Annotated in this window: 18 protein-coding genes; 10 read left to right on the forward strand and 8 right to left on the reverse strand. The window is 65.1% G+C overall.

Going from position 1 to position 22,830, the window contains the following annotated elements:
- Positions 1-14 precede the first annotated feature (14 nt).
- Positions 15-1,268, forward strand: a complete 1,254-nt coding sequence (locus tag MJD61_11325) for a serine hydroxymethyltransferase (GenBank protein ID MCG8555859.1) — start codon at positions 15-17, stop codon at positions 1,266-1,268.
- A complete protein-coding gene (gene coaBC, locus MJD61_11330; GenBank protein ID MCG8555860.1) occupies positions 1,265-2,566 on the forward strand; it encodes a bifunctional phosphopantothenoylcysteine decarboxylase/phosphopantothenate--cysteine ligase CoaBC in 1,302 nt (433 codons plus the stop codon). Before MJD61_11325 ends, coaBC begins: the two co-directional genes overlap by 4 nt.
- Positions 2,567-2,570: 4 nt before the next feature.
- Here coaBC and MJD61_11335 read toward each other — a convergent pair whose 3' ends face one another.
- Entirely contained in the window at positions 2,571-3,242 is a 672-nt protein-coding gene (locus tag MJD61_11335) for a threonylcarbamoyl-AMP synthase (GenBank protein MCG8555861.1), read from the reverse strand.
- A gap of 529 nt (positions 3,243-3,771) precedes the next feature.
- Between MJD61_11335 and MJD61_11340 the strand changes: the two genes are divergently transcribed.
- Positions 3,772-4,335, forward strand: coding sequence for a hypothetical protein (locus MJD61_11340; protein ID MCG8555862.1), 564 nt, complete (start codon positions 3,772-3,774; stop codon positions 4,333-4,335).
- Positions 4,336-4,393: 58 nt separating this feature from the next.
- A complete protein-coding gene (locus MJD61_11345) occupies positions 4,394-5,413 on the forward strand; it encodes a hypothetical protein (protein MCG8555863.1) in 1,020 nt (339 codons plus the stop codon).
- A 45-nt stretch (positions 5,414-5,458) separates the two neighbouring features.
- On the opposite strand, the gene MJD61_11350 is transcribed toward MJD61_11345, so the two are convergent.
- Positions 5,459-6,361 (reverse strand): cache domain-containing protein, encoded by a 903-nt coding sequence (locus tag MJD61_11350; protein MCG8555864.1) that lies wholly within the window; start codon positions 6,359-6,361, stop codon positions 5,459-5,461.
- A 133-nt stretch (positions 6,362-6,494) separates the two neighbouring features.
- Here MJD61_11350 and moeB point away from each other — a divergent pair, with 133 nt between their 5' ends.
- The 3 genes from moeB to ileS all read left to right on the forward strand — a co-directional run bounded on the left by moeB (position 6,495) and on the right by ileS (position 11,826).
- Positions 6,495-7,640 (forward strand): molybdopterin-synthase adenylyltransferase MoeB, encoded by a 1,146-nt coding sequence (gene moeB, locus MJD61_11355; protein ID MCG8555865.1) that lies wholly within the window; start codon positions 6,495-6,497, stop codon positions 7,638-7,640.
- Between the two features lie 147 nt (positions 7,641-7,787).
- Positions 7,788-8,615 (forward strand): alpha/beta fold hydrolase, encoded by an 828-nt coding sequence (locus MJD61_11360; GenBank protein ID MCG8555866.1) that lies wholly within the window; start codon positions 7,788-7,790, stop codon positions 8,613-8,615.
- Entirely contained in the window at positions 8,608-11,826 is a 3,219-nt protein-coding gene (gene ileS, locus MJD61_11365; GenBank protein MCG8555867.1) for an isoleucine--tRNA ligase, read from the forward strand. Before MJD61_11360 ends, ileS begins: the two co-directional genes overlap by 8 nt.
- Here ileS and lspA read toward each other — a convergent pair.
- The 5 genes from lspA to MJD61_11390 form a co-directional block, all read right to left on the reverse strand.
- Positions 11,801-12,412 carry a signal peptidase II gene (gene lspA, locus MJD61_11370; GenBank protein MCG8555868.1) on the reverse strand — a complete coding sequence of 204 codons (612 nt, stop codon included), beginning with the start codon at positions 12,410-12,412 and terminating at the stop codon, positions 11,801-11,803. The genes ileS and lspA overlap by 26 nt on opposite strands.
- Before the next feature lie 188 nt (positions 12,413-12,600).
- A complete protein-coding gene (locus tag MJD61_11375; protein MCG8555869.1) occupies positions 12,601-13,128 on the reverse strand; it encodes a hypothetical protein in 528 nt (175 codons plus the stop codon).
- An 18-nt stretch (positions 13,129-13,146) separates the two neighbouring features.
- Positions 13,147-13,557, reverse strand: coding sequence for a transcription antitermination factor NusB (nusB, locus tag MJD61_11380; protein ID MCG8555870.1), 411 nt, complete (start codon positions 13,555-13,557; stop codon positions 13,147-13,149).
- A 97-nt stretch (positions 13,558-13,654) separates the two neighbouring features.
- Entirely contained in the window at positions 13,655-14,140 is a 486-nt protein-coding gene (ribH, locus tag MJD61_11385) for a 6,7-dimethyl-8-ribityllumazine synthase (GenBank protein MCG8555871.1), read from the reverse strand.
- A gap of 12 nt (positions 14,141-14,152) precedes the next feature.
- On the reverse strand, positions 14,153-15,664 hold the full coding sequence (locus MJD61_11390) for an ABC transporter substrate-binding protein (protein MCG8555872.1): 1,512 nt from the start codon (positions 15,662-15,664) through the stop codon (positions 14,153-14,155).
- A gap of 197 nt (positions 15,665-15,861) precedes the next feature.
- Here MJD61_11390 and dacB point away from each other — a divergent pair, with 197 nt between their 5' ends.
- On the forward strand, positions 15,862-17,442 hold the full coding sequence (gene dacB / locus MJD61_11395) for a D-alanyl-D-alanine carboxypeptidase/D-alanyl-D-alanine-endopeptidase (protein ID MCG8555873.1): 1,581 nt from the start codon (positions 15,862-15,864) through the stop codon (positions 17,440-17,442).
- A 6-nt stretch (positions 17,443-17,448) separates the two neighbouring features.
- Here dacB and MJD61_11400 read toward each other — a convergent pair whose 3' ends face one another.
- Complete coding sequence (locus MJD61_11400) at positions 17,449-18,798, reverse strand: sigma-70 family RNA polymerase sigma factor (GenBank protein MCG8555874.1); 1,350 nt, start codon at positions 18,796-18,798, stop codon at positions 17,449-17,451.
- A gap of 643 nt (positions 18,799-19,441) precedes the next feature.
- On the opposite strand from MJD61_11400, the gene MJD61_11405 reads away from it, so the two are divergent.
- Positions 19,442-21,817, forward strand: coding sequence for a hypothetical protein (locus tag MJD61_11405; protein MCG8555875.1), 2,376 nt, complete (start codon positions 19,442-19,444; stop codon positions 21,815-21,817).
- Positions 21,818-21,966: 149 nt separating this feature from the next.
- A complete protein-coding gene (locus MJD61_11410) occupies positions 21,967-22,683 on the forward strand; it encodes a hypothetical protein (GenBank protein MCG8555876.1) in 717 nt (238 codons plus the stop codon).
- Positions 22,684-22,830 lie beyond the last annotated feature (147 nt).

The following is a 22,830-nucleotide window of genomic DNA, read 5'->3' on the forward strand; positions in this document are numbered from 1 at the left end:
GAGTAGAGCACCGCATGCCACAACCCACGCTATCGGAGGTCGACCCCGAGATTGCCTCGCTGATAAGGCAGGAAGAACGGCGCCAGCACGAAAAGGCCCGCCTGATTCCGAGCGAGAACTACGCCTCGCGAGCCGTGCTCGAAGCGAGCGGGAGCGTGCTCACAAACAAGTACAGCGAGGGCTACCCGGGCCGTCGCTACTACGAGGGGCAGGACAACATCGATCCCGTGGAGCGGCTTGCCATCGAACGCCTCAAGGCCCTGTTCGGCGCCGAGCACGCCAATGTGCAGCCGTACTCCGGCTCGCCCGCCAACCTGGCAGTCTACTTTGCGTTTTGCGAGCCGGGCGACGTGGTGATGGGCATGGGACTGCCGAGCGGCGGACATCTCACCCACGGCTGGGGAGTCTCGATCACGGGCAGCTACTACCAGTCCGTGCAATACGGTGTGCGCGAAGACGACCAGCGCATCGACTTCGACCGTGTGGCAAGCCTGGCGCGAGAGCACCGTCCCAAGTTGATTTGGTGCGGCGCCACCGCCTACCCCAGGATCATCGACTATGCGCAATTCGCCGCTATCGCAAGCGAAGTGGGCGCGGTCCTGGTCGCCGACATTGCCCACATCTCGGGCTTGATCGCAGCCGGTGTCCACCCTTCCCCCGTAGGCAAGGCCGAGGTGATCACGAGCACGACACACAAGACCCTGCGAGGCCCACGCGGCGGCATGATCCTGTGCGACGCAGCGCACGCGAAGCGGATCAACAAGGCCGTGTTCCCGGGATTGCAGGGCGGTCCTCACGACCACACCACGGCGGGGATTGCCGTGGCAGCCCATGAAGCGCAGTCCGGCCGCTTCAAGCGCTACGCCGCGGCTGTGGTCGACAACTGCAGGGCGCTGGCGGAGGGATTGCAGCGGCGTGGTTTCACGCTGGTCACCGGCGGCACGGACAACCACCTCATCCTCGCGGACCTGAGCCCCCAGGGGGTACCCGGCAAAGTGGCCGCCAAGGCGCTCGACAAAGCGGGCATCGTCTGCAACTCGAACTCCGTGCCCTTCGACAGGCGCAAGCCCTTCGATCCCAGTGGGTTGCGGCTCGGAACGCCTGCCATCACGAGCCGGGGCATGGGAAGCGACGAAGCACGACGACTCGCAGACTGGATCGCCGATGTCGTGCAAGCGCCCGGCGACCTGAGCCTGCAGGAGCGAATCCGCGGGCAGGTCAAGGATCTGTGCGCTTCTTTTCCCGCGCCGGGTATCGTGCTGGGTTGAGCGTTTTGCAGGTGCCACTGTCCGGCAAGCGCGTCGTGGTCGGGGTGGGGGGCGGCATCGCCGCCTTCAAAGCCGTCGCGCTAACCCGCGAGCTCGGCAGCAGAGGCGCGCAGGTACAGGTTGTGCTGACGCCCAACGCCGCGCGCTTCGTCGGGCCGATCACGTTCTCCGGGCTTAGCTCCCGCCCGGTGGTTTCGAACCTGTGGGATCCCGAGTACCGAGGCGAAGTCCACGTGGAGCTGGCCGACTGGGCCCAGGCCATGGTGGTCGCTCCGGCGACGGCGAACGTGCTGGCGCGCGCAGCTCACGGCATGGCCGACGACGTGCTGCTGGCCACGTTGTGCTGCGCGGACCGCGAACGCTGCCCGGTGTTGTACGCGCCGGCGATGCACGAAAGGATGTGGCTCGCACCCAGCACCCGAGCCAACGTGAAGCGACTGGAACAGGACGGAGCCTTGTTCGTGGGCCCGACTCGGGGACAGCTGGCGAGCGGTTCCGAGGGCTTGGGCAGGATGGCCGAACCGGAGGTCATCGCAGATCATCTCGCTTTCGCGCTGACCGCTTCCGATCTCGCGGGACGCAGGTTCCTGGTGACGGCCGGCCCGACGATCGAGGACCTGGATCCCGTGCGTTTCTTGAGCAACCGCTCGAGCGGCCGCATGGGCTACACGCTGGCTGCGCGTGCTGCGGCGCGCGGCGCCGAGGTTGTCTTGGTGAGCGGCCCCACGGCGCTGGCGCCACCGTTGAACGTGCAGCGGGTCGAGGTGCGTTCCGCTCTGGAAATGCACCAGGCTGTGCTCGAACGCGCCGCCGGTGCCGACGCCGTGATCATGGCCGCCGCAGTCGCGGATTTCCGGCCCGAACAACGCTCGCACCACAAGTTGAAGAAGGCCGACTCAGGGCTTGCACTCAAACTGGTCCGCAACCCCGACATCCTCGCAGAGCTCGGCCATCGCAGGCAGGGTTGTCGGCCGCTGCTCGTGGGTTTCGCCATGGAGACCGCGGACATGCTGGCCGAAGCGCGACGCAAGCTGCGCGACAAGAGAGCGGACCTCATCGTGGCCAACCTAGCCAACGTCGCGTTTGGCAACGATGCGACCCAAGCCGCGATCTTGGATCACGAAAAGGAGACCGAAACCACAAGACTCAGCAAAGCCGAGCTTTCCGAGCAGATCCTCGATCGGCTGCGGACGCTGTTGGAAGACGACCCTGCGCGCTCGCGGTCTTCGAAAGACCGGAGTTGCCGCACACAAGCTATCCGAAAGCCTGCGCTCCCGGCCGGGCGGAATGGGGAATAGCGGGCTACGGGGAAGACACCGGAGCGGCTTCCGGCTCGCTCATGCCAGGCTCGCAGGCGCTGGCGCCGGCATCGAACGCAAGCCGATCCGCCGGACCCGCGCCTTGGCGCAGCACGACTGGATCGTCGCCGCAAAGGTCGACGATGGTGGAGGGCGTGCCGCCGCCCAGGTCCGCATCCAGCACCAAGTCGAGGCCTGAAAAACGGGCGGCAATCTCGCTGGGATCGGTCAGCACGTCGCCACCGTAGGTGGCGCTCGTCGAAATGATGGGACCGCCCAGCGCAGCTACCAGCCCAGCCACGACAGGCGAGTCCGGTACACGGATTCCCACGGTACGGCGCCTCATCATCAGGGTCCGAGGCACGTCGCGGGTCGCATTCAGGATAAGCGTGTAGGGTCCCGGCAGCAGCTGCTTCATGAGTCGGTAGGCTCGATTGTCGATCTGGACATAGCGAGCGGCCACGCTCAGGTCGGCACACACGAGCGACAGTGCCTTGTCGCGGGGCAGAGCCTTGAGCCGATACACCTTGTCGAGCGCCCTCTTGTGTCCGATGGCGCAACCCAAACCGTAGACCGTGTCGGTGGGGTAGGCGATGACACTCCCGGCGCACAGTTTCTCGGCTGCGAAGCGAAGCTTGCGCGGTTCCGGATGGCTGGGGTTGATTACGACGCGCATGGTTGGTGTTCTGCCTTTAGCCGTCCGCGCCAGAACGAGGCGGCGCGAGACCTAGCGGGTGAGGCCGGGGGCGTCAAGGCGGAACGCCAGGCAGAATGTCCGCAATGGAGCCGAGCCAGCCGACCGATCGGGCCGAAACCGGTACAGCTGCGAGGGCTGCGTGTTGCCCGGCGCGTTTGCGGGACGAAGGACATGCAGAGCATATTCGAGGAGTGTGGACGGCGACGTGCGGCGTTCAGAACGGGCAAAATGGCTTACTGACTCCCGCCGAGGGCATCTAGTCGCCTGGCAGCGCTGGCTGTAGTATCGGCGACCTTGGATTGCGGTAGGCTTGCACGGAGCCCACGCGCAAGCTTGGGGCACGCGGAAGAACAACTCATCCACTTTGCCGCTTCTGACCACCGCTGGCTATGTTGCTCCTGCTCGAAGTATCCCCAATACTCCTCGTCGTCGCGCCTCGCCAGCGGCGCCCAGTCCTCACCTAAACACACGAGTGATTCTCCCGCGGGCCAGTACAGGATACGCTGCAATGTCCAACGACGGTGCCCTCCCCTTTCTTGTACTGACCGCCATCTGCGACGCGTCCGCGAGACCGGCAGCGATCACCCGCAGCCACGGGGATGCCCTGGGACGCGCCGTGCGAGCCATCGGCTCCCGGCCTACGCAAGGCGTCGACATCGTGGAGCTGCCCCTGGCACCGCAAGCGTTCGCGGCGCTGCGCAAACACCTCAACGTGCCCGACGACACCGTGACGGTTTACGATCTTTTTCCGGTTTCGAGTCGCCTGGACACCCTCGTGCGCAAGGTGGCAGGCCAATTCCTGGCGGCCGAAGTGCTGTGGACACTGGCCGAGCAAGGTCTGCTTCAAGGCGTTCCATTCTCGCTGAAGCTCGACCTACCCCAAGGCTGGGACAGGGATCCCAAGCGAGTGCGCTCAAGGCTGGTCGAAGCCGGGGCACTCGACCTGAGCAACCAGGCGATCGAGACCTTCAAGGCTGTCAAGTCCGAGTGGGAGCGACTGGGGGCGAGCCAGGGTCAGCAGCAGGGCGGAGCCCAGGGCCAGCAGGGCGGAGCCCAGGGCCAGCCGTTTTGACCCGACGCTTTGCGTATGACATACGAACACGGCGCTTCGCCCGAGGAAAGACGCGGACATGCCGCATGGACTCACCTCAAGGTTGATCTGGCTGGGCGGGCTCGGTGGCGCTTTGTGCCTCGCCGGCTGCCTGGGGACGACCTTTCGAATCAAGCACGACGAGCTGCATCGGCTTGCAAGCGCGCTGCCTCAACAGCGCGGCCAGCGCGTGCGGGTCTTGCAGCGCTTCGGCGTCGAGGGCCGCCCTCGACCGGCCCCCGCCGTGGGTGTCTACCCTTCCACGGTTGTCGTGGTCGACGCGGGTTCACCCCCGGCCCGCGGCGCCGGCGCAGCAGTGCAGAGCGTGGCCTCCAAGGCCGAGGCCGCCGAGGAATCGGCCAAGGCACTGACGGTGCTCGCAGTCCTGGGTGCGGTGGGACTCGCCGCGGCGGAGGGACCGCGTTACGACGGCTGGGTCGAGCTGCACCAAGACCATCCCGTGCACTTGCTGCAGCGCAACGGCGCGTGGTTCTGGGTTCCGCTGTCCAAGCTGGACCCAGCAACCATCGCGAACGTACAGGAGGCCGTGGTCGTGCAGGGGGAGGGGCCGTGGAGGCCTCTCGGGCGCGCTCCGTTGGACCGGAAGGGGTTCACGTATGGCGTGGAGCTGGGCGGGGCCGGCCTCGCCAGCATGGACGGCAAGGCCTACCCAGGCTTCTCGACCCGAATCCAGTTCGGTGGCTTCCCGAGCCAACACATAGGCCTGATCGTCAATCTGGGCTACGGCTGGGGCGACAACGGCCAACGGCAAACATTGGTCAACCAGCGGGTGAACTTGGAGCTGCATGGCTACGCGCCTGCGTTGGGGCGAGCGCACCTGGGTGGCTACCTACAAGCGGGCCTGTTGCGGCGCGTAGAGGACCAGGCACTCGGCCGCTCGCGTTCTGGTCAGGACCCGATCTTCGGCGGCGGAGTCCTGGCCCAGCTCGAGCTGACGACGCGCTTGGCGCTCACGGGACGGGTCGGCTTGGCCAGCATATCCGGCACGCGAGGCCAGACGCGGGCGAGCGAATACTCGCTGGGGGTATCGATCTACTGAGCCGGGCAGGCGGTTGGTGGACGCACCGCCCAGACTAGCCCGATGTCATAGCGGATCGGAGCGAACGATGATCATGCCCACGTCCGGGCCCAGCACGCGCAGCGGGCTCACGCCCCATCCGTACCAGCGGCCAAACTGCTGCAGCTCCCCGGTGAATCCACCATGGCTGCGCTTGTAGCCGGCTTCGCGCGTCTGCGCATCAGGAACCACCGTATCGAGGTTGGGGGGCGTCCCATGGTGAAACAGCTCAGGACCCTTGTAGACGTAGACCCACAAGATGAGCCCGTCCACGCTGGCATGATCCAGCTGCAGCTGCCTGCTGAGCCTCTGTTGGAGGCGCCACAGGGGTATGCCCAGCACCAATGCGCCCACCACGCGGCCCTCGTAGCGGCAGGGAGCCGCCATGACGATACTCACCGAAGGCTTGCCGCCCTTGAATAGGCTCTCGAAGCTACCCACCTCGTAGCCGGCTTCGCCCTCGAGCGCCCGGCGTACGCTGGGGAAACGATCGGCCAGCTTCATGCCCATCATGTGGTCGTCCTCGGCGCGCTTGGTATCGCGCGCCACCACGACACCGTCGCCGTTCACAGCGGCCATGAAGCTCATGGGAGACACGACCAGCTCGGGAATGCCCTTGGGGGGCTCGTGGATCTTGCGCACCGCCCAGCGCATGTCCTTTTCTTGTTGGGCGCCCGAGACCTTGACGAAACCAGGGGCAAGGCGGCCGGCTGCCTTGCGCAATCCCTTGCGATGTCGAGCCAAGTCCTCGAGCACCGTCTTCACCAGCGCCGGCCCGTGCTCTTCGCGGATCTTGCGCTGAGCGTTTGCCGTGCGGCTGTCCCCGCAGGCCCCCGCAAGCAGCGCGACCCCGGCCAGGAGCGCCATCGCCAGGCACCGCCCGGCGCCGCCGATGGTGTCGTATTGGACGATCCGGGGTTCTGAAAACACGATCCGCACCTACAAGCGCGGCAGCTTGACCGCCGGGAGACCCGAACCTAAGTAGGCTCGTGAAGGATTGGAGTCCAGCAACCGCCTGAGCGCTCTTGGGGCGGCGCGGGACACCTCACGGACCGGGTGACACATGACATTGCCGGAGCTTAGCAAGGAGGAAATCGCTCGTTACTCGCGGCACCTTATCCTAGAGGACGTAGGTTTGGGGGGCCAGCGCAAGCTGAAGGCAGCGCGTGTTCTTTGCGTCGGCACGGGCGGGCTTGGTTCACCGCTGCTTCTGTACCTGGCCGCAGCCGGGATAGGTCGCATCGGAATCGTGGACTTCGATGTGGTCGACGCCTCCAACTTGCAGCGGCAGATCATCCACGCAACGTCGAGGGTGGGGCAACGCAAGGTCGACTCTGCCAAGACCACTATCAACGATGTCAATCCACACGTGCAGGTGGATCTCTACGAGGAGATGCTGAGCAGCGACAACGCCCTGCGCATCCTCGAGCCGTACGACGTGGTCGTGGATGGCACCGACAACTTCGCCACACGCTACCTGGTCAACGACGCGTGCGTGCTTCTGGGCAAGCCGAACGTATACGGGTCGATCTTCAAGTTCGAGGGTCAAGCCTCGGTGTTCAACTACCGGGGTGGGCCGCAATACCGCGACCTGTACCCCGAACCCCCCCCTCCGGGTATGGTCCCCTCGTGCGCCGAAGGTGGCGTCTTGGGCATTCTTCCTGGTGTAATCGGCTGCATTCAGGCGACCGAAACCATCAAGATCTTGCTCGACAAGGGGACCTCGCTAGCAGGCCGCTTGCTTATCTACGACGCGCTCAACATGCGCTTCCGCGAGCTGAGACTGCGCAAGGATCCTGCGGCGAAGCCGATCACCGAGTTGATCGACTACGAGCAGTTCTGCGGCTCGCCGTTGGGCGAGGAAAACGCACCCCAGAAGCGTGCCGCCTTCCAGAGCATCAGCGCAGCCGCAGCCAAGCAAAAGCTTGACGCAGGGTGGAAGCCGTTCGTCTTGGACGTGCGCAAACCGCACGAAGCCCAAATCTCCAGCCTGGATTTCGTCGATCGGCTGCATCAGCACGAAACAGTCGGCGATATCGTCGATGAGCTGCCTGTTGACCGCGACATACTGGTCCACTGCAAGCTCGGTGGCCGATCCGCATCGGCTTGCGAAGTGCTGTTTGGCGCCGGCTTGACCCGAGTCTACAACCTGGAGGGTGGAATAGTCGCGTGGGCAAAGGAGATCGACCCGTCCTTGCCTGTGTACTAGCTAAGTTGGTCCATGCGGGGACACGCTTGGACAATTGGGGGCTTCGTACGTGACCGGATACGGCCTCCGTTCGCATCATCCGGTAGCCGGCCGTGGACTCTAACCCTAGCCGACGAGCGCTTCGGAAGCGTTCGCCTCAGCGGCTGGTTGCAGCGCGTTCCGGCGAGCACCTCGCTGGTCGTCATTGTACATGGCCTTGCGGGCAGCGCCCAAAGCCCCTACTGCTTGCGGGCGGCCCAGGCCGCCACGGCCGCCGGCATGTCTTCGCTGCGACTCAATCTGCGTGGCGCGGATGGCTTGGGGCAGGACTTCTACCACGCGGGACTCAGCTCGGACCTCGCCGCGACCTTGCGCAGCCCCGAGCTCGCCGAGTTCTCGGAGCTGTTCGTGCTTGGCTTTTCCCTTGGGGGCCATGTCGTGCTGCAGCTGGCCCTTGACCGTCCGCCGAGGCTCAAGGCCGCGGCTGCTGTCTGCGCGCCGCTCGACCTTTCCGCAGCTGCCGACGCGTTTGATGCGCTCGGTTGCGTGCTCTACAGACGAGTGATCCTGGCCGAGCTGAAGGCCATGTACAGCCGGGTCGCCCAGCAGCGCTCGCTTCCGGTGGAGCCCGAGCGAGTTCGCCGCGTGACGGGAATCAGAGCCTGGGACGACCTCACCGTGGCGCGTCGCTACGGCTTTGGCAGCGCGGAGCGCTACTACCGGCAGGTCAGTGTGGGCGGCCGGCTATCCCGGCTGCGGGTGCCAGCCCTGCTTGTCAGCGTCCGGCGCGATCCCATGGTGAGCCGGGACAGCGTCGCGCCGAGTCTCGTACGCGCCTCCGAGGCGCTTCGGGTGTGCTGGGTGCAAAGCGGTGGCCATGTTTCCTTCCCGAGCCGGCTCAGCCTCGGCCAGCGGGGTCCTCCAGGCATCTTCCATCAAACGATCGCGTGGTTTGAGCGCTCCAAAAATTCCGTGCTAGACCCACGCCATGTTTGACCCCGTCACACCCGAAGTCTCGTTCCCTTCGCGGGACAAGCAATGGCTCGCGTTCTGGGAGCAAGAGCAGATCTTTCGGAAGAGCGTCGAGGCGCGCAGCGGCGGCAAGACCTTCGTGTTCTACGAGGGCCCTCCCACAGCCAACGGCAAGCCGCATCCAGGTCACGTGCTGACGCGGGTGATGAAGGACGTGACTCTGCGCTACCGAGCGATGTGTGGCCACTACGTGAGCCGGCGCGCGGGTTGGGACACCCACGGGCTGCCCGTGGAGGTAGAGGTCGAGAAGGACCTCGGTATCCATGGACGTTTTGCGATCGAAAACTATGGAGTCGAAGCCTTTACCCGCCGCTGCATCGAGTCTGTCTTCAAGTACATCGAGGAATGGCGGCAGATGACTCGCCAGATCGGCTTCTGGATCGACCTCGATAACGCCTATGTCACCTTTCACCGCAAGTACGTCGAGAGCGTGTGGTGGGCGCTGAAGACGCTCTTCGATAAGGGACTGCTGTACCAGGACCGCAAGGTGTTGTGGTGGTGGCCGCAGGGCGGCACCGCGTTGTCCTCGCACGAGGTCGGGTTGGGCTACAAGAGCGTAGAGGATCCATCCATCGTGGTGCGTTTTCGTTTGCGGGGGCAGGACAACACTTCCCTTCTTGCCTGGACAACGACTCCGTGGACGTTGCCGTCCAACGTCGCGCTGGCGGTGCATCCGAGCGAGCCCTACGTCACCGCGCAGCTCGAATCGGGCGAGAAGGTCATCCTGGCTCGGGCGCTGCTCGGCAAGCTGCTCGCCAACCTGCAGTACCGGGTCTTGGCGGAGCGTCCCGGACGTGATCTTGCAGGCTGCAAGTACGAGCCGGTCTTCTCGTTCAAGGAGCCACAGGGCGGCCCGGCTCACGTGGTCGTGGCGGACGACTTCGTCAGCATGGACACGGGAAGCGGCATGGTGCACATCGCTCCTGCCTTTGGCGAGGATGACTTCAGGGTTTGCCGCTCCGAGGGCTTGGGTTTCCTGCAGCTCATCGGTCCGGACGGCAATTTCTTGCCCGAGGCAGGCGACTTTGCCGGCCGTTTCTGCAAGGAGGCCGATCGGGAAATCGTCCGCAACCTGCGCGGCCGCGGTCTGCTCTTCTCGGAGGAGCGTTACCGGCACGACTATCCCTTTTGCTGGCGTTCCATGGATGACCCCCTGATCCAATACGCCCGCAGCTCTTGGTTCATCCGTACCACCCGCGAGATCGATCGGATCATCGAAAACAACCAGGGCATCCATTGGGAGCCCGATCACATTCGCGACGGTCGCTTCGGATCCTTTTTGAGCAGCAACGTGGACTGGGCGCTCTCCCGCGAGCGCTTTTGGGGAACTCCCTTGCCCATCTGGGTCAATGACGAAACCGGGGCCATGGAGGCGGTCGCCTCGTGGGATGATGTCTTGAGCAAGAACCCGGACGGCCTGGACGTGTTCGAGCGCGCCCTCGCTGACGACCCCAACCTCAGCGAGCACCTGCTCGTGCACAAACCATGGATCGACGCCATTACCTGGACCAAGGCTGGCGAGCCCGGCGTCTACCGGCGAGTCCCAGAGGTAGTCGACTGCTGGTTCGATTCGGGCTGCATGCCCTTCGCGCAGTGGGGATACCCGGCCCACAACCGTGAGGTTTTTGCCGCGCAGCTCCCAGCGGACTTCATCACCGAAGCGATCGACCAAACGCGCGGCTGGTTCTATTCGCTGCTGGCCATCAGCACCCTGCTGTTTCCCGAGCGGCCCTACCCTCACCCCTACCGCAACTGCGTGGTGCTGGGCCTGATAAGCGACGAGAAAGGTCACAAGCTCTCGAAGTCGAGGCGCAACTATGCCGACCCGCTCGCCATGATCGAGCGCCAGGGCGCGGACGCGGTCCGCTGGGCTCTCTGCATCAACTGCGTTCCGGGCCAGAACATGCGTTTCTACGAGGGAGCAGCATCGGAGGCGCTGCGGGAGTTTCTCCTCAAGCTGTGGAACGTGTACAGTTTCTTCGTCACCTACGCGAACATCGATGGCTGGGACCCGAGCAAGGTTGGGCCGGGCCTTGGCGATCGACCCGTGCTCGACCGCTGGATCATGGCGGAGCTCGATGCCGCGATCGGCTCGGTGCGCGCCGAGCTCGACGCCTACCGGACGCATATCGCCGCCCGCCGTCTCGTGGGTTTCGTCGACGCGCTGTCAAACTGGTACGTGCGGCGTAGCCGCTCGCGTTTTTGGGCGGCGGGCGATGGCGACGATAAGCACGCCGCGTTCGCAACGCTGTACGAAGTACTGGTCACGCTGGCCAAGGTGCTGGCTCCGTTCACGCCGTTCTTGGGCGAAGACCTGTACCAGAACCTCGTGCGCAGGCGATTCGCGAACGTGCCCGAATCGGTCCATCTGACCGATTTCCCCGAGCCGCTCGCTGAGCGCAGGAACGAAACCTTGCGCGAGGACGTGCGGCAGGCCCGTCTCGTCGTGACCCTGGGGCAGCGGGTACGAGCCCAGTACCGGCTCAGAGTCCGCCAGCCTCTTGGGCACGCTTTCGTGATCGGTGCGACGCCGCGTTCCCGCAGCGCGATCTCCCAGTTTTCGGATGCGATCCGGGAGGAGCTGAACGTTCACGAGCTCGCCTTCACCCGGGAGCCCACCCGCTATGTCGAGTTTCAGATCCTGCCGGACTTCCGCAAGCTCGGGCCCCGGTTGGGAAACCGCATGCCCGAATGCAAGACGGTGCTGGCAGCCGCGGATGCGGCTTCGCTCTATTCCAAGCTTCAAGTCGCTGGGGAGGTCGAAATCGAACTGTCGAACGGTCCACTGCGGTTGTGCGCCGACGAGATCGAGGTGCGCCTGGCGGCGAAGGCGGGCTTTGCCGCGGCGGCCAGCGGCCCGCTTGTTGTAGTGCTCGACACCAAGCTAACCGATGAGCTGCGGCGGGAGGGCCTGGCGCGCGAGGTGGTGAACCGCGTACAACGCGCTCGCAAGACGCGCAAACTAGCCTATGAGGCGCGCATCGCACTTGCCTGCGAAGCAAGCGAAGAGCTCGCGCACGCGATCGAGGAGCACCGCGAGTACATTTGCGGCGAAACGTTGTGCGACGACCTCCGCATCGGCTGGTCGGACGCTGCCCAAGGCGAGCGCCACGAGGCCCACATCAATGAACAGGCATTCGCCTTCCGGCTCAGGGTCCTGTCGGAAGCGGGCTAGGCTGCTCCTTGGCCTGCCCCTGGCGGAGGCCATCCAGAAAAAGCAGGGCGACACCGACGGTGATGGCGGCGTCGGCCACGTTGAAGGTGGGCCACTCGAAGCTGTCGTAAACGTGAAAGCGAATGAAATCGATCACGTACCCAAATCTGAGCCGGTCGACCAAGTTGCCCACCGCGCCGGATATCACCAGTGGAGCACTTACGGCGAAAAGGGGACCGCCGCTGCCCGTCAGGAACATCCACGAAAGTGCGCCGATCGCCAGCAGCGCCGTGCTGACAAAAAGCACACCCCGCAGGGGTCCCGGCGCGTTGTCCAAGAAGCCGAAGGCCGCTCCGCAGTTCTCGGCGTAGCGTAGCTCGAGATAGTCATCGATCAGGACGACGACCCGCGAGCGTACGTGCTGCATGTACACGAGCCCCTGGGCGTCCGGTTCACACACCGGTGGTGTGGGCCCGTGACGCTCAGCCGAAAGCGTCTCGAGAGCCCACTGCTTGGTCCCCAGGTCAGCAACGACCCCGAACGCGAACAGGACAAGGCACGAACCGATTGCGCGGGTCGAACGCTTGATACGTCGACTTTCAGTCATGCCTCAGCTGTCTCCCCGCTCGCACCCTGCCCGCTCGCACCCTGCCCGCTCGCACCCTGCCCGCTCGCACCCCAACGTGACTGCCCGAAGTGACTGCCAATCTCACCACCAATACGCAGGTAGCATGCCAACCAAGGGCTGGCGAGCGGCGCGTGCGTCCTGCAAGGCCGTCGCTGCGGGGTCTCCGGTCAGCCTAGTGATCGCGCGCGAGCCCGCCGTCGTTCTCGTTCCACGACAGCTGCCATGGCTTTCTGGCCCTCCAAGGTCTCGACCAGAGTCACCTCGTCGTGATCGCTGTACGCGGCGCTGAGACGCAGGAACACCTCGACTGCCGCCACCGGCTCGAGCAGCTCCAAGCTGCGTCCGGGCAGCACGTACGCCGATGACCGTACGCGTGTGCGAGCAAGCGTCTCGAACATGAGACGGACCACCGATTCGAGCGCATGTTCGTCGAAGTCTTCCTGCTTTCCGGCGCCAAACAAGAACAGCTTGTCGAGCTTCAGGCGGGGGCGCACCGGGATCAATACCGTCTCGTGCTTGCGGCCAGTGATTTTCTCCTGGACCAGCAGGCGTGAAAGCATGCCGCACATGCGCCAGTCGATGTAGCCCAACGCTCCCCGCAAGGGGCGCTCGTCCTCGAAGAACGCGCCAGCCAGCGCCTCGCACCGGAGGGTGTCGAGCTGCCTCAGGTTCGGTGCTGCGAAGCGTATCTCCATCGCCGGCTAGAAGCTAGGCTAGCCCTTTCCCTGTTCTGCGGCGACGCGGTCCAGGACTCCGTTAACGAACGCGGCGCTGCCCTCATGACCGAAACGTTTCGCCAGCTCTATCGCCTCGTTGAGGGTCACCCTGGCCGGCACGTCTGCCAACATCATCAGCTCATAGGTCGCCAGTCGCAAGATATTGCGGTCAACGCAGTCCATTCGTTCAAGCCGCCAGTGCTCGCTCACCGCGGCTATCGCACGGTCGACCCGCCCTGCATTCCGCGCCCACCCGCGCACGAGCTCGTTCGCAAAGGCCACGGGCGTGCGCGACGTCTCCAGGTTGGACCAGTAGGCCGCGATGGCCCGCTCACAGGACATGCCCGAGAGCTCCATCTCGTACAGCATCTGAAGGGCGGCCTCACGGGCCTTGCGCCGAAGTCCCATCTTTCAATGACCAGCGGGCGGCCTTAGGGTCCGTCCTTACTCCGCCCCGCAGTGTGGCCGATACCGCTGTTGTCCGCCACTCGAGGCCGCAGCGGGCTCAAGCGCCGGTACGCCCTGGTCGAGGGCCAGCGAGGATTCGCCGGATCTCCTGTACCATCTCCATGGCTGCGATAGCCGCTTGGTGACCCTTGTTTGCGGGTCCGGGGCCAGCACGCTGCATGGCCTGCTCGACGGTATCGGTCGCAAGTAACCCGAAGATGACGGGCTTGCCGGTATCCAACGCCACGCGGGCGCATCCGGACGCTGCCGCGCTCGCCACGTAATCGAAGTGAGGCGTCTCGCCGCGAATCACGCAGCCGAGGGCAACGACGGCATCGACGGAGTTCCGCTGGATCAGCAACCTGCAGGCCAGCGGAATCTCGAAGGCGCCCGGCACGCGGCTCACGATCAGAAGTGAGTCCGGTACGCCGGCCGAATCGAACGCAGCCCGAGCCCCTAGCAGCAGCCGTGAGACGATGAACTCGTTGAACCGCGAAGCCACCAAGCCGAAGCACCCGCGAGGGTTGTCTGTGATCGCTGTCATCAACGGCACCTGCTAGCGCGCCAGCGTGTCAAAGCGAGCGTTGCGCGCAACCTCAAAGTCGCTTGCCCGAGGGCCGGCGACCGCGACCACCGAGTCATGCCATAAAGGGATCACCGGCAGCTTCTCGGCCAGAATTCGTTGAGCTTCCTGGTAAGCCGCGTAGCGCGCCTCCCGAACAGGAGTGCTGCGCCCGCGCTCGATGGCGGCGTCGAACTCGGCGTTGCGAAAGCGCCAGCGGTTGGCGCCTTCCCTCCGCCCGGGGTCGGGCACGCGTTGTGAAGTGAAGAACCAACTGAGCACGTGCGGCTCGATCACTTCGGGTACCTGCAACAGCGTCATCTGAAACCGGCCACGGTTCAGGTCTGCGAGCAGCGTCGCGGTTTCGGTTGGCCTTACGTCCACGTCGAGGCCAACCTCTGCCAGCATCGCGGAAATCGCCCGGGCCAACGAGACTCGAAAACGGTCGGCACCAACCCGGAGGGTGAGCCGCATGCGGGGTTGCCCCCGGCGCCTCAGGAAGCCCGCCGCGTCCAGCAGCTTGCGAGAGCGCTCGGGATCGAACTCATGAAACGCCACGTTCTCCGAGTGGGCCCATAGACCTGGCGCGATCCAGCTGTGCGCCAGTCTCGCCCGACCGCCGAGCTTGGTGGCAACGAGCTTGGCACGGTCCACAGCGTGCGCAATGGCGCGGCGAACCCGAGGATCGGCGAGCGCCGGGGCGTCCAGGTTGAGCCCCAGATACGTCGTGCCCACCCCCGGAACGCTACGCACCTGGTACTCCCGTGTTTGCTCGAATAGGGGCAGCAGCAGCGGCGGCATCGCATCTACCACCAGATCCGCGGCTCCCGCTAGCAGGCGCAGAGCCCGCGTGTTGTCGTCTCGAACCACCACCATGCGCACAAGGGGGTAGCGCGGCGTACCGTGATGCCAGTTCGGGTTCGCCTCGAGCACCAAGCTGCCGCCGACGCGCGGGCGCAGTCGGTATGGACCAGCGCCTACCGGCGCGGGTCGATCGCCGACGCCCACCAGACGATGTTCGTCCTCGGCTCGCAGGATTGGCATCTCCAGATCGGTAAGAAACGTGGCGTGGGGTTCGCTGAGGTGGAATACCACCGTGTGTTCGTCGGGAGCCTGCATGCGTGCGATGCGCTGGAACGTGCGCGCGTAGCGGCTCCCGATGTCTTCCGCCACCAGACTGCGATAGGTGGCCAGGACGTCCTCGCTGGTCAGTCGAGAGCCGTCCGAGAAACGCGCGTCCCCCTTGAGCTCCACGCGGTAGCAGGTCGGGCTGACGACCTGGACCTCTTGCGCCAGGTCCGGCACGACGTCGAGCGTGCGAGGATCGATCGTAACGAGAGACGCGAAGATGAGCCGGGACAGTCTCACGCCGTAGGTATCGCCGGTTAGGCGCGGGTCAAGCTGCTGGGCGTCTCGGGGCAGGACGACCACCAGCGCGTCATCGGGGCGCCGGGCGGAACGGCTGCAGCCGCAGGCCAACGACACCCAGAGCATGGCGAGCGCCATCCCCAGGGAACCAGCCGCGCCGTAAGGGCCCGCGAAACAACAACTAACGCGTTTGGGCGAGGACCGGACGCCGCCGGCAAGCCGCAACGACGAGGAATACTGGGGGTATATCGGGGAGAAGCAACACAGCCAGCGGTGGTCGGAACCGGCGAAACGCATGAGTTATTCTTTCGCAATGCTGGTAGCATCTTCGCGCGGTGAACCAAAGAAGGCGAGGCGGGCTCACTGGCACGCGAGCGAGGTCTTGCGCGATCCGAGCGAGCGTGTTCGGCTGCGCGCTGGCGGTGTGCGGGAACGTGGGGTCGTGGCCGTGCCAGGCGCTCGCGCAAGCTCGCACCGGTCCGCGGGGGGAGTCGCTGGCGACACGGCTCGCCGTCTTGTTGCGCGAGGCGAAGCTCGGGGGGCAGGTGGGTGTAGCGGTCGCTTCCGTTTCCAATGGACGCATGCTTTTCGAGCACCGGGCTGAGCTCCCCCTCAACCCCGCCTCCAACATGAAGCTCGTAACCGCAGCAGCTGTCCTGGAGGAGCTCGGCCCGAGCTTCCGAATTCGTACCGGCCTGTACGGACGTAACAAGAATGATGCCGTTGTGGGAGGCCTGTACCTCAAAAGCTACGGGGACCCTACCCTCCGTGTAGCCGACATCGCGCACTTGGCAGGCCAGATAGTGGGGAGCGGTGTCCGTACGGTGGATGAGGTTCGGGTAGACGGTAGCTATTTTGATTCCATCACGCTTCCGCCTGCATTCGAGCAGCAACCGGACGAGGCGGCCGCCTTCCGGGCTCCCATAGCTGCAGTATCGGTGGAGCGCAACTCGTATGCGCTGCGCGTCAGCCCGGGTCGCAGTGCGGGAGATCCTGCGCAGGTGAAGCTAAAAATCGCAGACTATTTCGAGCTGCGCAACGAGCTTACCACGGGGAGCACGGGCAGCCTTTCGGTCATCGCGATCCAACAGCCCAAGGCAGACAAGCTATCTCTGCTGGTGCGGGGGCGCGTTCCCCTTCGTTTGTCGAATGCCTCCTTCAGGCGGCGCGTCGCGCACCCGCTGCGGTACGCCGGCCATGCCTTGATCCAGTCGCTGCGTGCGCAGCGCGTCCGGGTGCCGCAGCGCATCGTTTTGCGGCCCCTTCCAACCGATCTGCCGCTGCTGGCCACGCGGCTGTCACCGCCCTTGGGACAGATTCTGTGGGCGATGGGCAAGCAAAGCGACAACTTCACCGCCGAGATGCTCCTGAAGCTGCTGGGAGCAGAGCGCAAGCGCCTTCCCGGCCGCTCGCAGGACGGAGCCTCGGTGCTGGTGGCCTTTCTCGAGCAGATCGGCGTTCCGAAAGGTAGGGCCACGATCGTGAACGGGTCCGGGCTTTTTCGGGGAAACAAGCTTGCTGCCCGCGATCTCGTCAGGCTGCTTCTGTACGTTTATGGCTCGCCTGCTCTGCGAGCAGAGTACCTCGCTCACCTGGCAGTGGGGGGAAAGGACGGCACCCTGGCGCGGCGCCTCCAAGGGCTGCCGGCCGACGCGATCGTGCGCGCCAAGACCGGTACCCTAAACGACGTGATCGCCCTGTCAGGCTACGTCTTGGGATCCAGCCCGAGTCGCACCATCGCTTTCAGCTTCCTCGCCAACGGGGTCAACGGGCGCCGCCAGCAGGCTCGCGATCTTGCCGACCGCCTGGTCGCTGCCATGGCCTCCGAGCTCGACCCCAGCGCAAATGCAGCAGCGCGAACGCAGGAAGAGGGCCGCCCGGTATCCAGCGGCCGTGACTCTCCTGTGGCGAGGTAGCGAGGACTACTCTCGGATCTGGCGCCGGATCTTCGACAGTGCCTGCTCCTGCAGCTGCCGAATCCGCTCGCGCGACAGGTTGTACTTGTCCCCAATCTCTTTGAGCGTGAGCTCGTCCTCGTCGTCGAGACCGAAACGCCACCGCAAGATGCGCGCCTCCATGGGCGTGAGCGCGCACAGCAAACGCCGTACTTCATCAGCCCAGTTCTGGCTGAGCAGGGTTTCGTAGGGCGTGGGGACATCGTCCTCTTCAAGGAAGTCAACGAATCTCCGGCCGTCCTCATCGTTTACCGGCCGGTCCAGGGAAAACGGGGTCTCGGCCCAGTGACCGCGGATTTTTTCGAGTTTTTCGGCGGCGATTCCGGTCTCTTTCTCCAATTCCTGGGTGGAAGGCTCCTCGCCGGTACGCGTGGTGATGGCTTGGGTTGCTCGCGCCACGCGATTGTAGGTGTCCAGCATGTGGACCGGAATGCGCACAGCCCTACCCTTGTCGGCGAGCGCTCGACTGATGGCATGCCGGATCCACCAAGACGCGTAGGTACTGAAGCGATAGCCGCGCCGGTGATCGAAGCGCTCTACGGCCTTCATCAGCCCGATGTTGCCTTCCTGAATCAGGTCGATCAGCGGTAGTCGCCCGCGGTTGTAGCGCCGGGCTATGGAGACCACGAGGCGCAAATTCGCCGACACAAAGCGATTCTTGGATCGTTGTTGATCCCGATTCGCGCGTTCCACGGCGGCCAGATAGCGCTGGAAGGCAGGTGTGATCCGAATGCCACCGCCTTCGATGTCGCGCTCCGTACGATACATGCCCGCCAGGCGATGGACTGCCCGGTCCGCTTCGTTGACGAACAAGCGGTCTGCGTCGAGCTCGCGCAGACTCTTGGCGGCTGCCCTGCTGAGACCGTCCCACTTCGTCTGCTCGCTCTTGCCCGGACGCACGTGGTCGATGCTGCGCGCAACCTTGCGCAGGGCAGTCAGCTCCTGTGGAAAGCGCTCCACACAACGCTCCAAGACGGAGGCGACGGTCTCGAATGCCGGCAAATACGAAAAGAGCGTCTCCCAGTATGCTTGCTCGAACCGCACGACCTCCTTGGCCGCATCGACCTCTTCCTTCGGAGATAGCACGCGATGCGAGGCCATCTCACGAAAGTACTTGGATAGCGTGCTGTCGCCGCCAGTCTCTCGCTCCATGGCTTTCAGCGCCTTGTCGGTTTCCTCCTGGGCATCGGCCAGCTCGGCCCGGCTCGGCTCGTGCTCATCGTCCTGTGTCAACTCGAACGGAGCGACCAATTCCTCGGTGGCCAGCGCCTGGCTGCCTCGTGCTCTTCGTCCAGTCTTGCTGCCTCGCTTGGTCATGGCGTCCTTTCTCCGCTTTGGCCCAGCATCAGCCGTGCCCTTCATGCGATCCGTTGCTTCGTCGCCCGAGTGCCCCCGCTCTTGCGCTGACTGCCTACCTCCTGGTTCGACCGACAATGGCGAAGAGTCCGCGCTAGATTCTCCGCGAGGTCCTTGTTGGGGCGAAGCAGGATCTGTACCAACGGAATCTGTGCCGCGCCGTGAACTCCCCGACGGCTTTGCCTTGATGCGAGGCATCACAGCCATACCTCCGGTGCTCGATCAGCCCGGAAAAGCAACCGGCCGATGAGCCTAGCTGCCGTCCCAATCGGTGCGACAATCTGCGACATGACCGAGAAGGTGCGCTGGCGTCTTGGCGGTGTGTCGTACATGATGTGGCTTTGCCGCATCGGGAGGTCGGGCGCTGCGGTCCTGGCGCTCGGGCTATTCCTTGCTCTAACGGCAGCTATGTTCGGGGACTTAGCGGGTCCTGATCCAACCCCGCCAGGCACTTGCAGGCTCCGGGGAGCGTCTCCAGAATCGAGCTGAGCGCCCCGAGGATGGAAGACACCTCGGGTCTCGTTTGTCGTCCTCGCTGAAGGGAGTCAACAAGGTGCGAGCGTTCGCGGTTGGCCTGGGCGGGAGTGGTGCATGCAGTTCGTCCATGCTGCTGTTCCTGCTGCTCCTGGCCTCACCCCGGGCGATGGCAGACCCCCTGCCCCTCACGAAGACGGTGTCAATTGGGCGGCCGCCAGCCCCGGTGAGGATAGTCATCGACATGGATGCCCAGGCGGGCGTAGTGCGGGATGGCGGCTCGAAGCTGGTTTTTGCGGGCGCAGGAATCACACAAGCGTCAATCGAGCTGCTGCGGCTGGATCGCGGGAGCGCGGTTGCATTGGTCCGGGCACGAGGGCTCCATGGCCGCTACGCCGCGCTGCTTGGACGTAGGGCCCGTAGCCCGAAGCTGATCTGGTCGGGACGTTTGGACCTGCACGGCGATCCTGGAGAGCGCCAGGCCGCTCGACTCCAAATCGAGGCGGACGGGGGTTTTGTGCAGGTCGTCACGGCCACGATCCACGAGGGCGTGCGGGTATGTGGCCAGCGTGCGAGCCTGCTGAATCCGCGCGCCCTGGATCCCAAGACCCAACGCTTGCGACCGATCTCGCCCTGGACCCCAGTATCAACCACGGATCCCCTCGTGGGGGTAGCATCCTCGAATCCGCGTGCGAAGCCTATCGTACAGGCGCTCCGTTACGTTGCCGTCTCTGGCCGCCAGGGCGATCCGGAGGGTATCGTTTCGACTCCACCGTTGGAGCTTGGGGACTCCGATCCTTCGACCTACTGGGCGCTACCTCAAGGGGACCCGCTGGGTGAGTTCGCGACAGCTACCTGGGCATCCGGCCACTGGGCTATTCGAGGCGTCGGCTTCGTACCTGCGCCGCTCTTGCGCAATGAGAATGCCCGCGTGGCACCGGTAAGGTCGGGCTGGCTTGTAGCCGACAGCGTGACTTACGCGTTCGAGCTGCCGGCGGCTGCCGCGCCTGGACAGCGCTACTGGATGGCTCTGCCCCACCCCCTGCACACCGACTGCCTTTCGATCGTCGTAGGCCGGGGCTCGGTGGGGCGAGGTCGCATCAACGTGCTGGCGGAAGTCGAGGCCTACACGGCCGCAGACGACGAAGGGGGCATAGGACGTCTCGTCGCTGATCTTGGCGGCGCTCCCGGCAGGGCCAACGAGGCGGTCCACTGGCTGGCGCCGCTGGGGCCGCCCGCGATCCACGCGATCGACGAGGCCTGGCCGCAGCTAGGACCGGAAGCACGACGCCGCGCTGTACGCGTGCTCGAGAGCAACCGCGAGCACGAAAAAGCGCGACGGTTGCTTCTCGAACTCGTCCAAAAACAGCCGGGAGCTCTGTCCGCTTCTGCCCTGGACGTCCTGGAGAGACACGGCTCCGTGTGCCAGGCAGAGCTTTCGGTACTCGCCATGCGACCCGATGCCACGGGTGATCGGGCGGCGCTGGCGCTGGCTCGCCGGTCAGCAGCAAGCGCCTTACCCGCCCTGCTAACAGCGATCGAGTCCGATCGTGGTTCACAGCGGCCGACACTGCGCGAGGCCTTGAGAACGGCTGTGCGACGCGGCCATGCGCAGGCTCGCAATGCGCTCGCGCACTGGCTAGACGACAACCCGCCGGTCCGTGGGCTGGCTGTGGTCGCACAGGCGCTTGCCCCCGGCGACGTCACGGGCCTGGCTCACGAGGCGATCGAACGGGCGTTTACTCGAACGACAAGCTTCGAGGAGCGCTGGCGCCTGATCCAAGCGGCCTCGGCGTTGACTTCCGAGCCCGTGCTGGACGACTGGCTTGTTCGCACAGCCAGCGAGGACCAGCACTGGATGCTGCGTGCGGCCTCCCTGCGAGCGCTCGCAAGCCGGGGCGCCACCCAGGCACGGGCGCTTGCCGGGGCGGCACTGCGGGACGACTATCCCAGGGTGCGGGTTGCCGCGGTTGGCCTGCTGGCAGAACAGGCCTCGCTGAACCCCGATCTTGGGACGCTTGCTGCGAGTGACCCCTGGCCGCTCGTGCGTGCCGCCGTGTTGAACGAGCTTGCTCTGCATCCCCAGGCTGCCCCGGTCCTTCGCAGAGGAATCGGCGATCGGGTAGCTTCAGTGCGCGAGGCTGCGGTTCGTTCGCTCCGGCAACGCCGCGATCGCGAGGCATGGCCGAGCGTGCGTGCCCGCCTGCTGGACGTGAACGAGTGGCCGACGGTGGTTGCCGAGGCGATCGCCTTCGCGAGGGAACTGTGCGTACCTGAAGCCGTAGTGCCGCTGGCGCAGGTCGTGCGTCGGGGTGCGGTGCCGCGAGCATGGGGGCGAGACGTGGAGTTGGCTGCTGCTGCCCTGCATGCGATCGCAACGCTGGGAGGTCCGGAAAGCGAGCGGATCCTGCTCTCAACCGACACGAACGTAGCCGCGCCGGAGCTGCACGCGGCCCGCATCCAAGCCCACAAGCATGCTCGACCGTGCGAGGATCTAGCCCCCTGAGTGTATTGAGTACGCCGTCCCGGGCGTGCTAGTACCGCTTGCCAGGGATTGTGATCGATTGGCGTCGAGGGCTGGCGTTCTACTACCGCCTGCAGGAGATTGTGATCGATTGGCGTAGTTGGAGCGTGAGCGGGACTCAGGTGATTCGGATGATAAACAAAGCGCGCCACGACGCTCACCGCACAGATGTTCTGAATCCCGCAATCGAGGGGAGCGCAGGGCACGCCACGCTGAAGCGCAGCATGCGGATCGTCACGGTCGTGCTGGCGGGCGCGCTCGTGTGTGGTTGCCAGCAAATCAAGGCGATGACGGCGGAAGCGCGAGTCGAGGTGCAGGAGCTGCCGCCGGTCAAGCCGGATCTGCCAAGCGTGCCCACGCTGCCTCCTCCACCGCACCCGGTCCGCTACGAGGATGAGTCGTACAGCGTGTACGGCCTGCGCAAGAAGATGCGAAGTGTCCTTGATTCGGACGTTTCCCTGACCGGATACGTCGTGAAGATCTACGAGCCGCCTCCGTGCCCGAGAGCCAAGAGGCGAAAGAAGCAGTGCCCACCGGCGAACGCACCGCACCTGTGGCTGGGCGACGTGCGCGACGAACAGGACCGCACCAAGCTCGTATTGCTTGGAGGCTACGCCGAAAACCACGAAGCCATCGCGGATGCCATCAGACTCGAGAGGCGGGGCAGGAAACAGCGGATCCCCAAGGGCTCCGGGCTGCTGCCGATCCCCACGGACTTCGGCGTCGGCAACAAGATCAGAGTCAAGGCGCGTTTCGCCTACATGTCGGGTGCGGGCTTTCACAGCAGTCAAGGCGTCCTGGAATACGGCGGTCACGAGACCCTGGAAAAGGCGACCAGGGGCCGGTGAGCCTCCTCGGGGCCCGTCCAAGAACAACTCGATCGGCTGCGGCCGTGCAGGGCGGCGCGCTCGCGGCTTTCGTCCTCCAAAAAATCCTCGAAATAGCGCTGCTATTCCTGCGGTTTTTCCTCCGGGCGCGCTGGCGATCGCATCCAC

The sequence above is a fragment of the Pseudomonadota bacterium genome (assembly GCA_022361155.1).
Lineage (GTDB): Bacteria > Myxococcota_A > Polyangia > Polyangiales > JAKSBK01 > JAKSBK01.

Coding starts and splice junctions, on each gene's coding strand:
- MJD61_11390 (MCG8555872.1), bottom strand. CDS start 15,664: ATGGCGCTCGCCATGCTCTGGGTGTCGTTGGCCTGCGGCTGCAGCCGT.
- MJD61_11345 (MCG8555863.1), top strand. CDS start 4,394: ATGCCGCATGGACTCACCTCAAGGTTGATCTGGCTGGGCGGGCTCGGT.
- MJD61_11335 (MCG8555861.1), bottom strand. CDS start 3,242: ATGCGCGTCGTAATCAACCCCAGCCATCCGGAACCGCGCAAGCTTCGC.
- MJD61_11325 (MCG8555859.1), top strand. CDS start 15: ATGCCACAACCCACGCTATCGGAGGTCGACCCCGAGATTGCCTCGCTG.
- lspA (MCG8555868.1), bottom strand. CDS start 12,412: ATGACTGAAAGTCGACGTATCAAGCGTTCGACCCGCGCAATCGGTTCG.
- nusB (MCG8555870.1), bottom strand. CDS start 13,557: ATGGGACTTCGGCGCAAGGCCCGTGAGGCCGCCCTTCAGATGCTGTAC.
- MJD61_11410 (MCG8555876.1), top strand. CDS start 21,967: ATGATAAACAAAGCGCGCCACGACGCTCACCGCACAGATGTTCTGAAT.
- MJD61_11405 (MCG8555875.1), top strand. CDS start 19,442: ATGCTGCTGTTCCTGCTGCTCCTGGCCTCACCCCGGGCGATGGCAGAC.
- MJD61_11400 (MCG8555874.1), bottom strand. CDS start 18,798: ATGACCAAGCGAGGCAGCAAGACTGGACGAAGAGCACGAGGCAGCCAG.
- MJD61_11375 (MCG8555869.1), bottom strand. CDS start 13,128: ATGGAGATACGCTTCGCAGCACCGAACCTGAGGCAGCTCGACACCCTC.
- MJD61_11340 (MCG8555862.1), top strand. CDS start 3,772: ATGTCCAACGACGGTGCCCTCCCCTTTCTTGTACTGACCGCCATCTGC.
- moeB (MCG8555865.1), top strand. CDS start 6,495: ATGACATTGCCGGAGCTTAGCAAGGAGGAAATCGCTCGTTACTCGCGG.
- ileS (MCG8555867.1), top strand. CDS start 8,608: ATGTTTGACCCCGTCACACCCGAAGTCTCGTTCCCTTCGCGGGACAAG.
- ribH (MCG8555871.1), bottom strand. CDS start 14,140: ATGACAGCGATCACAGACAACCCTCGCGGGTGCTTCGGCTTGGTGGCT.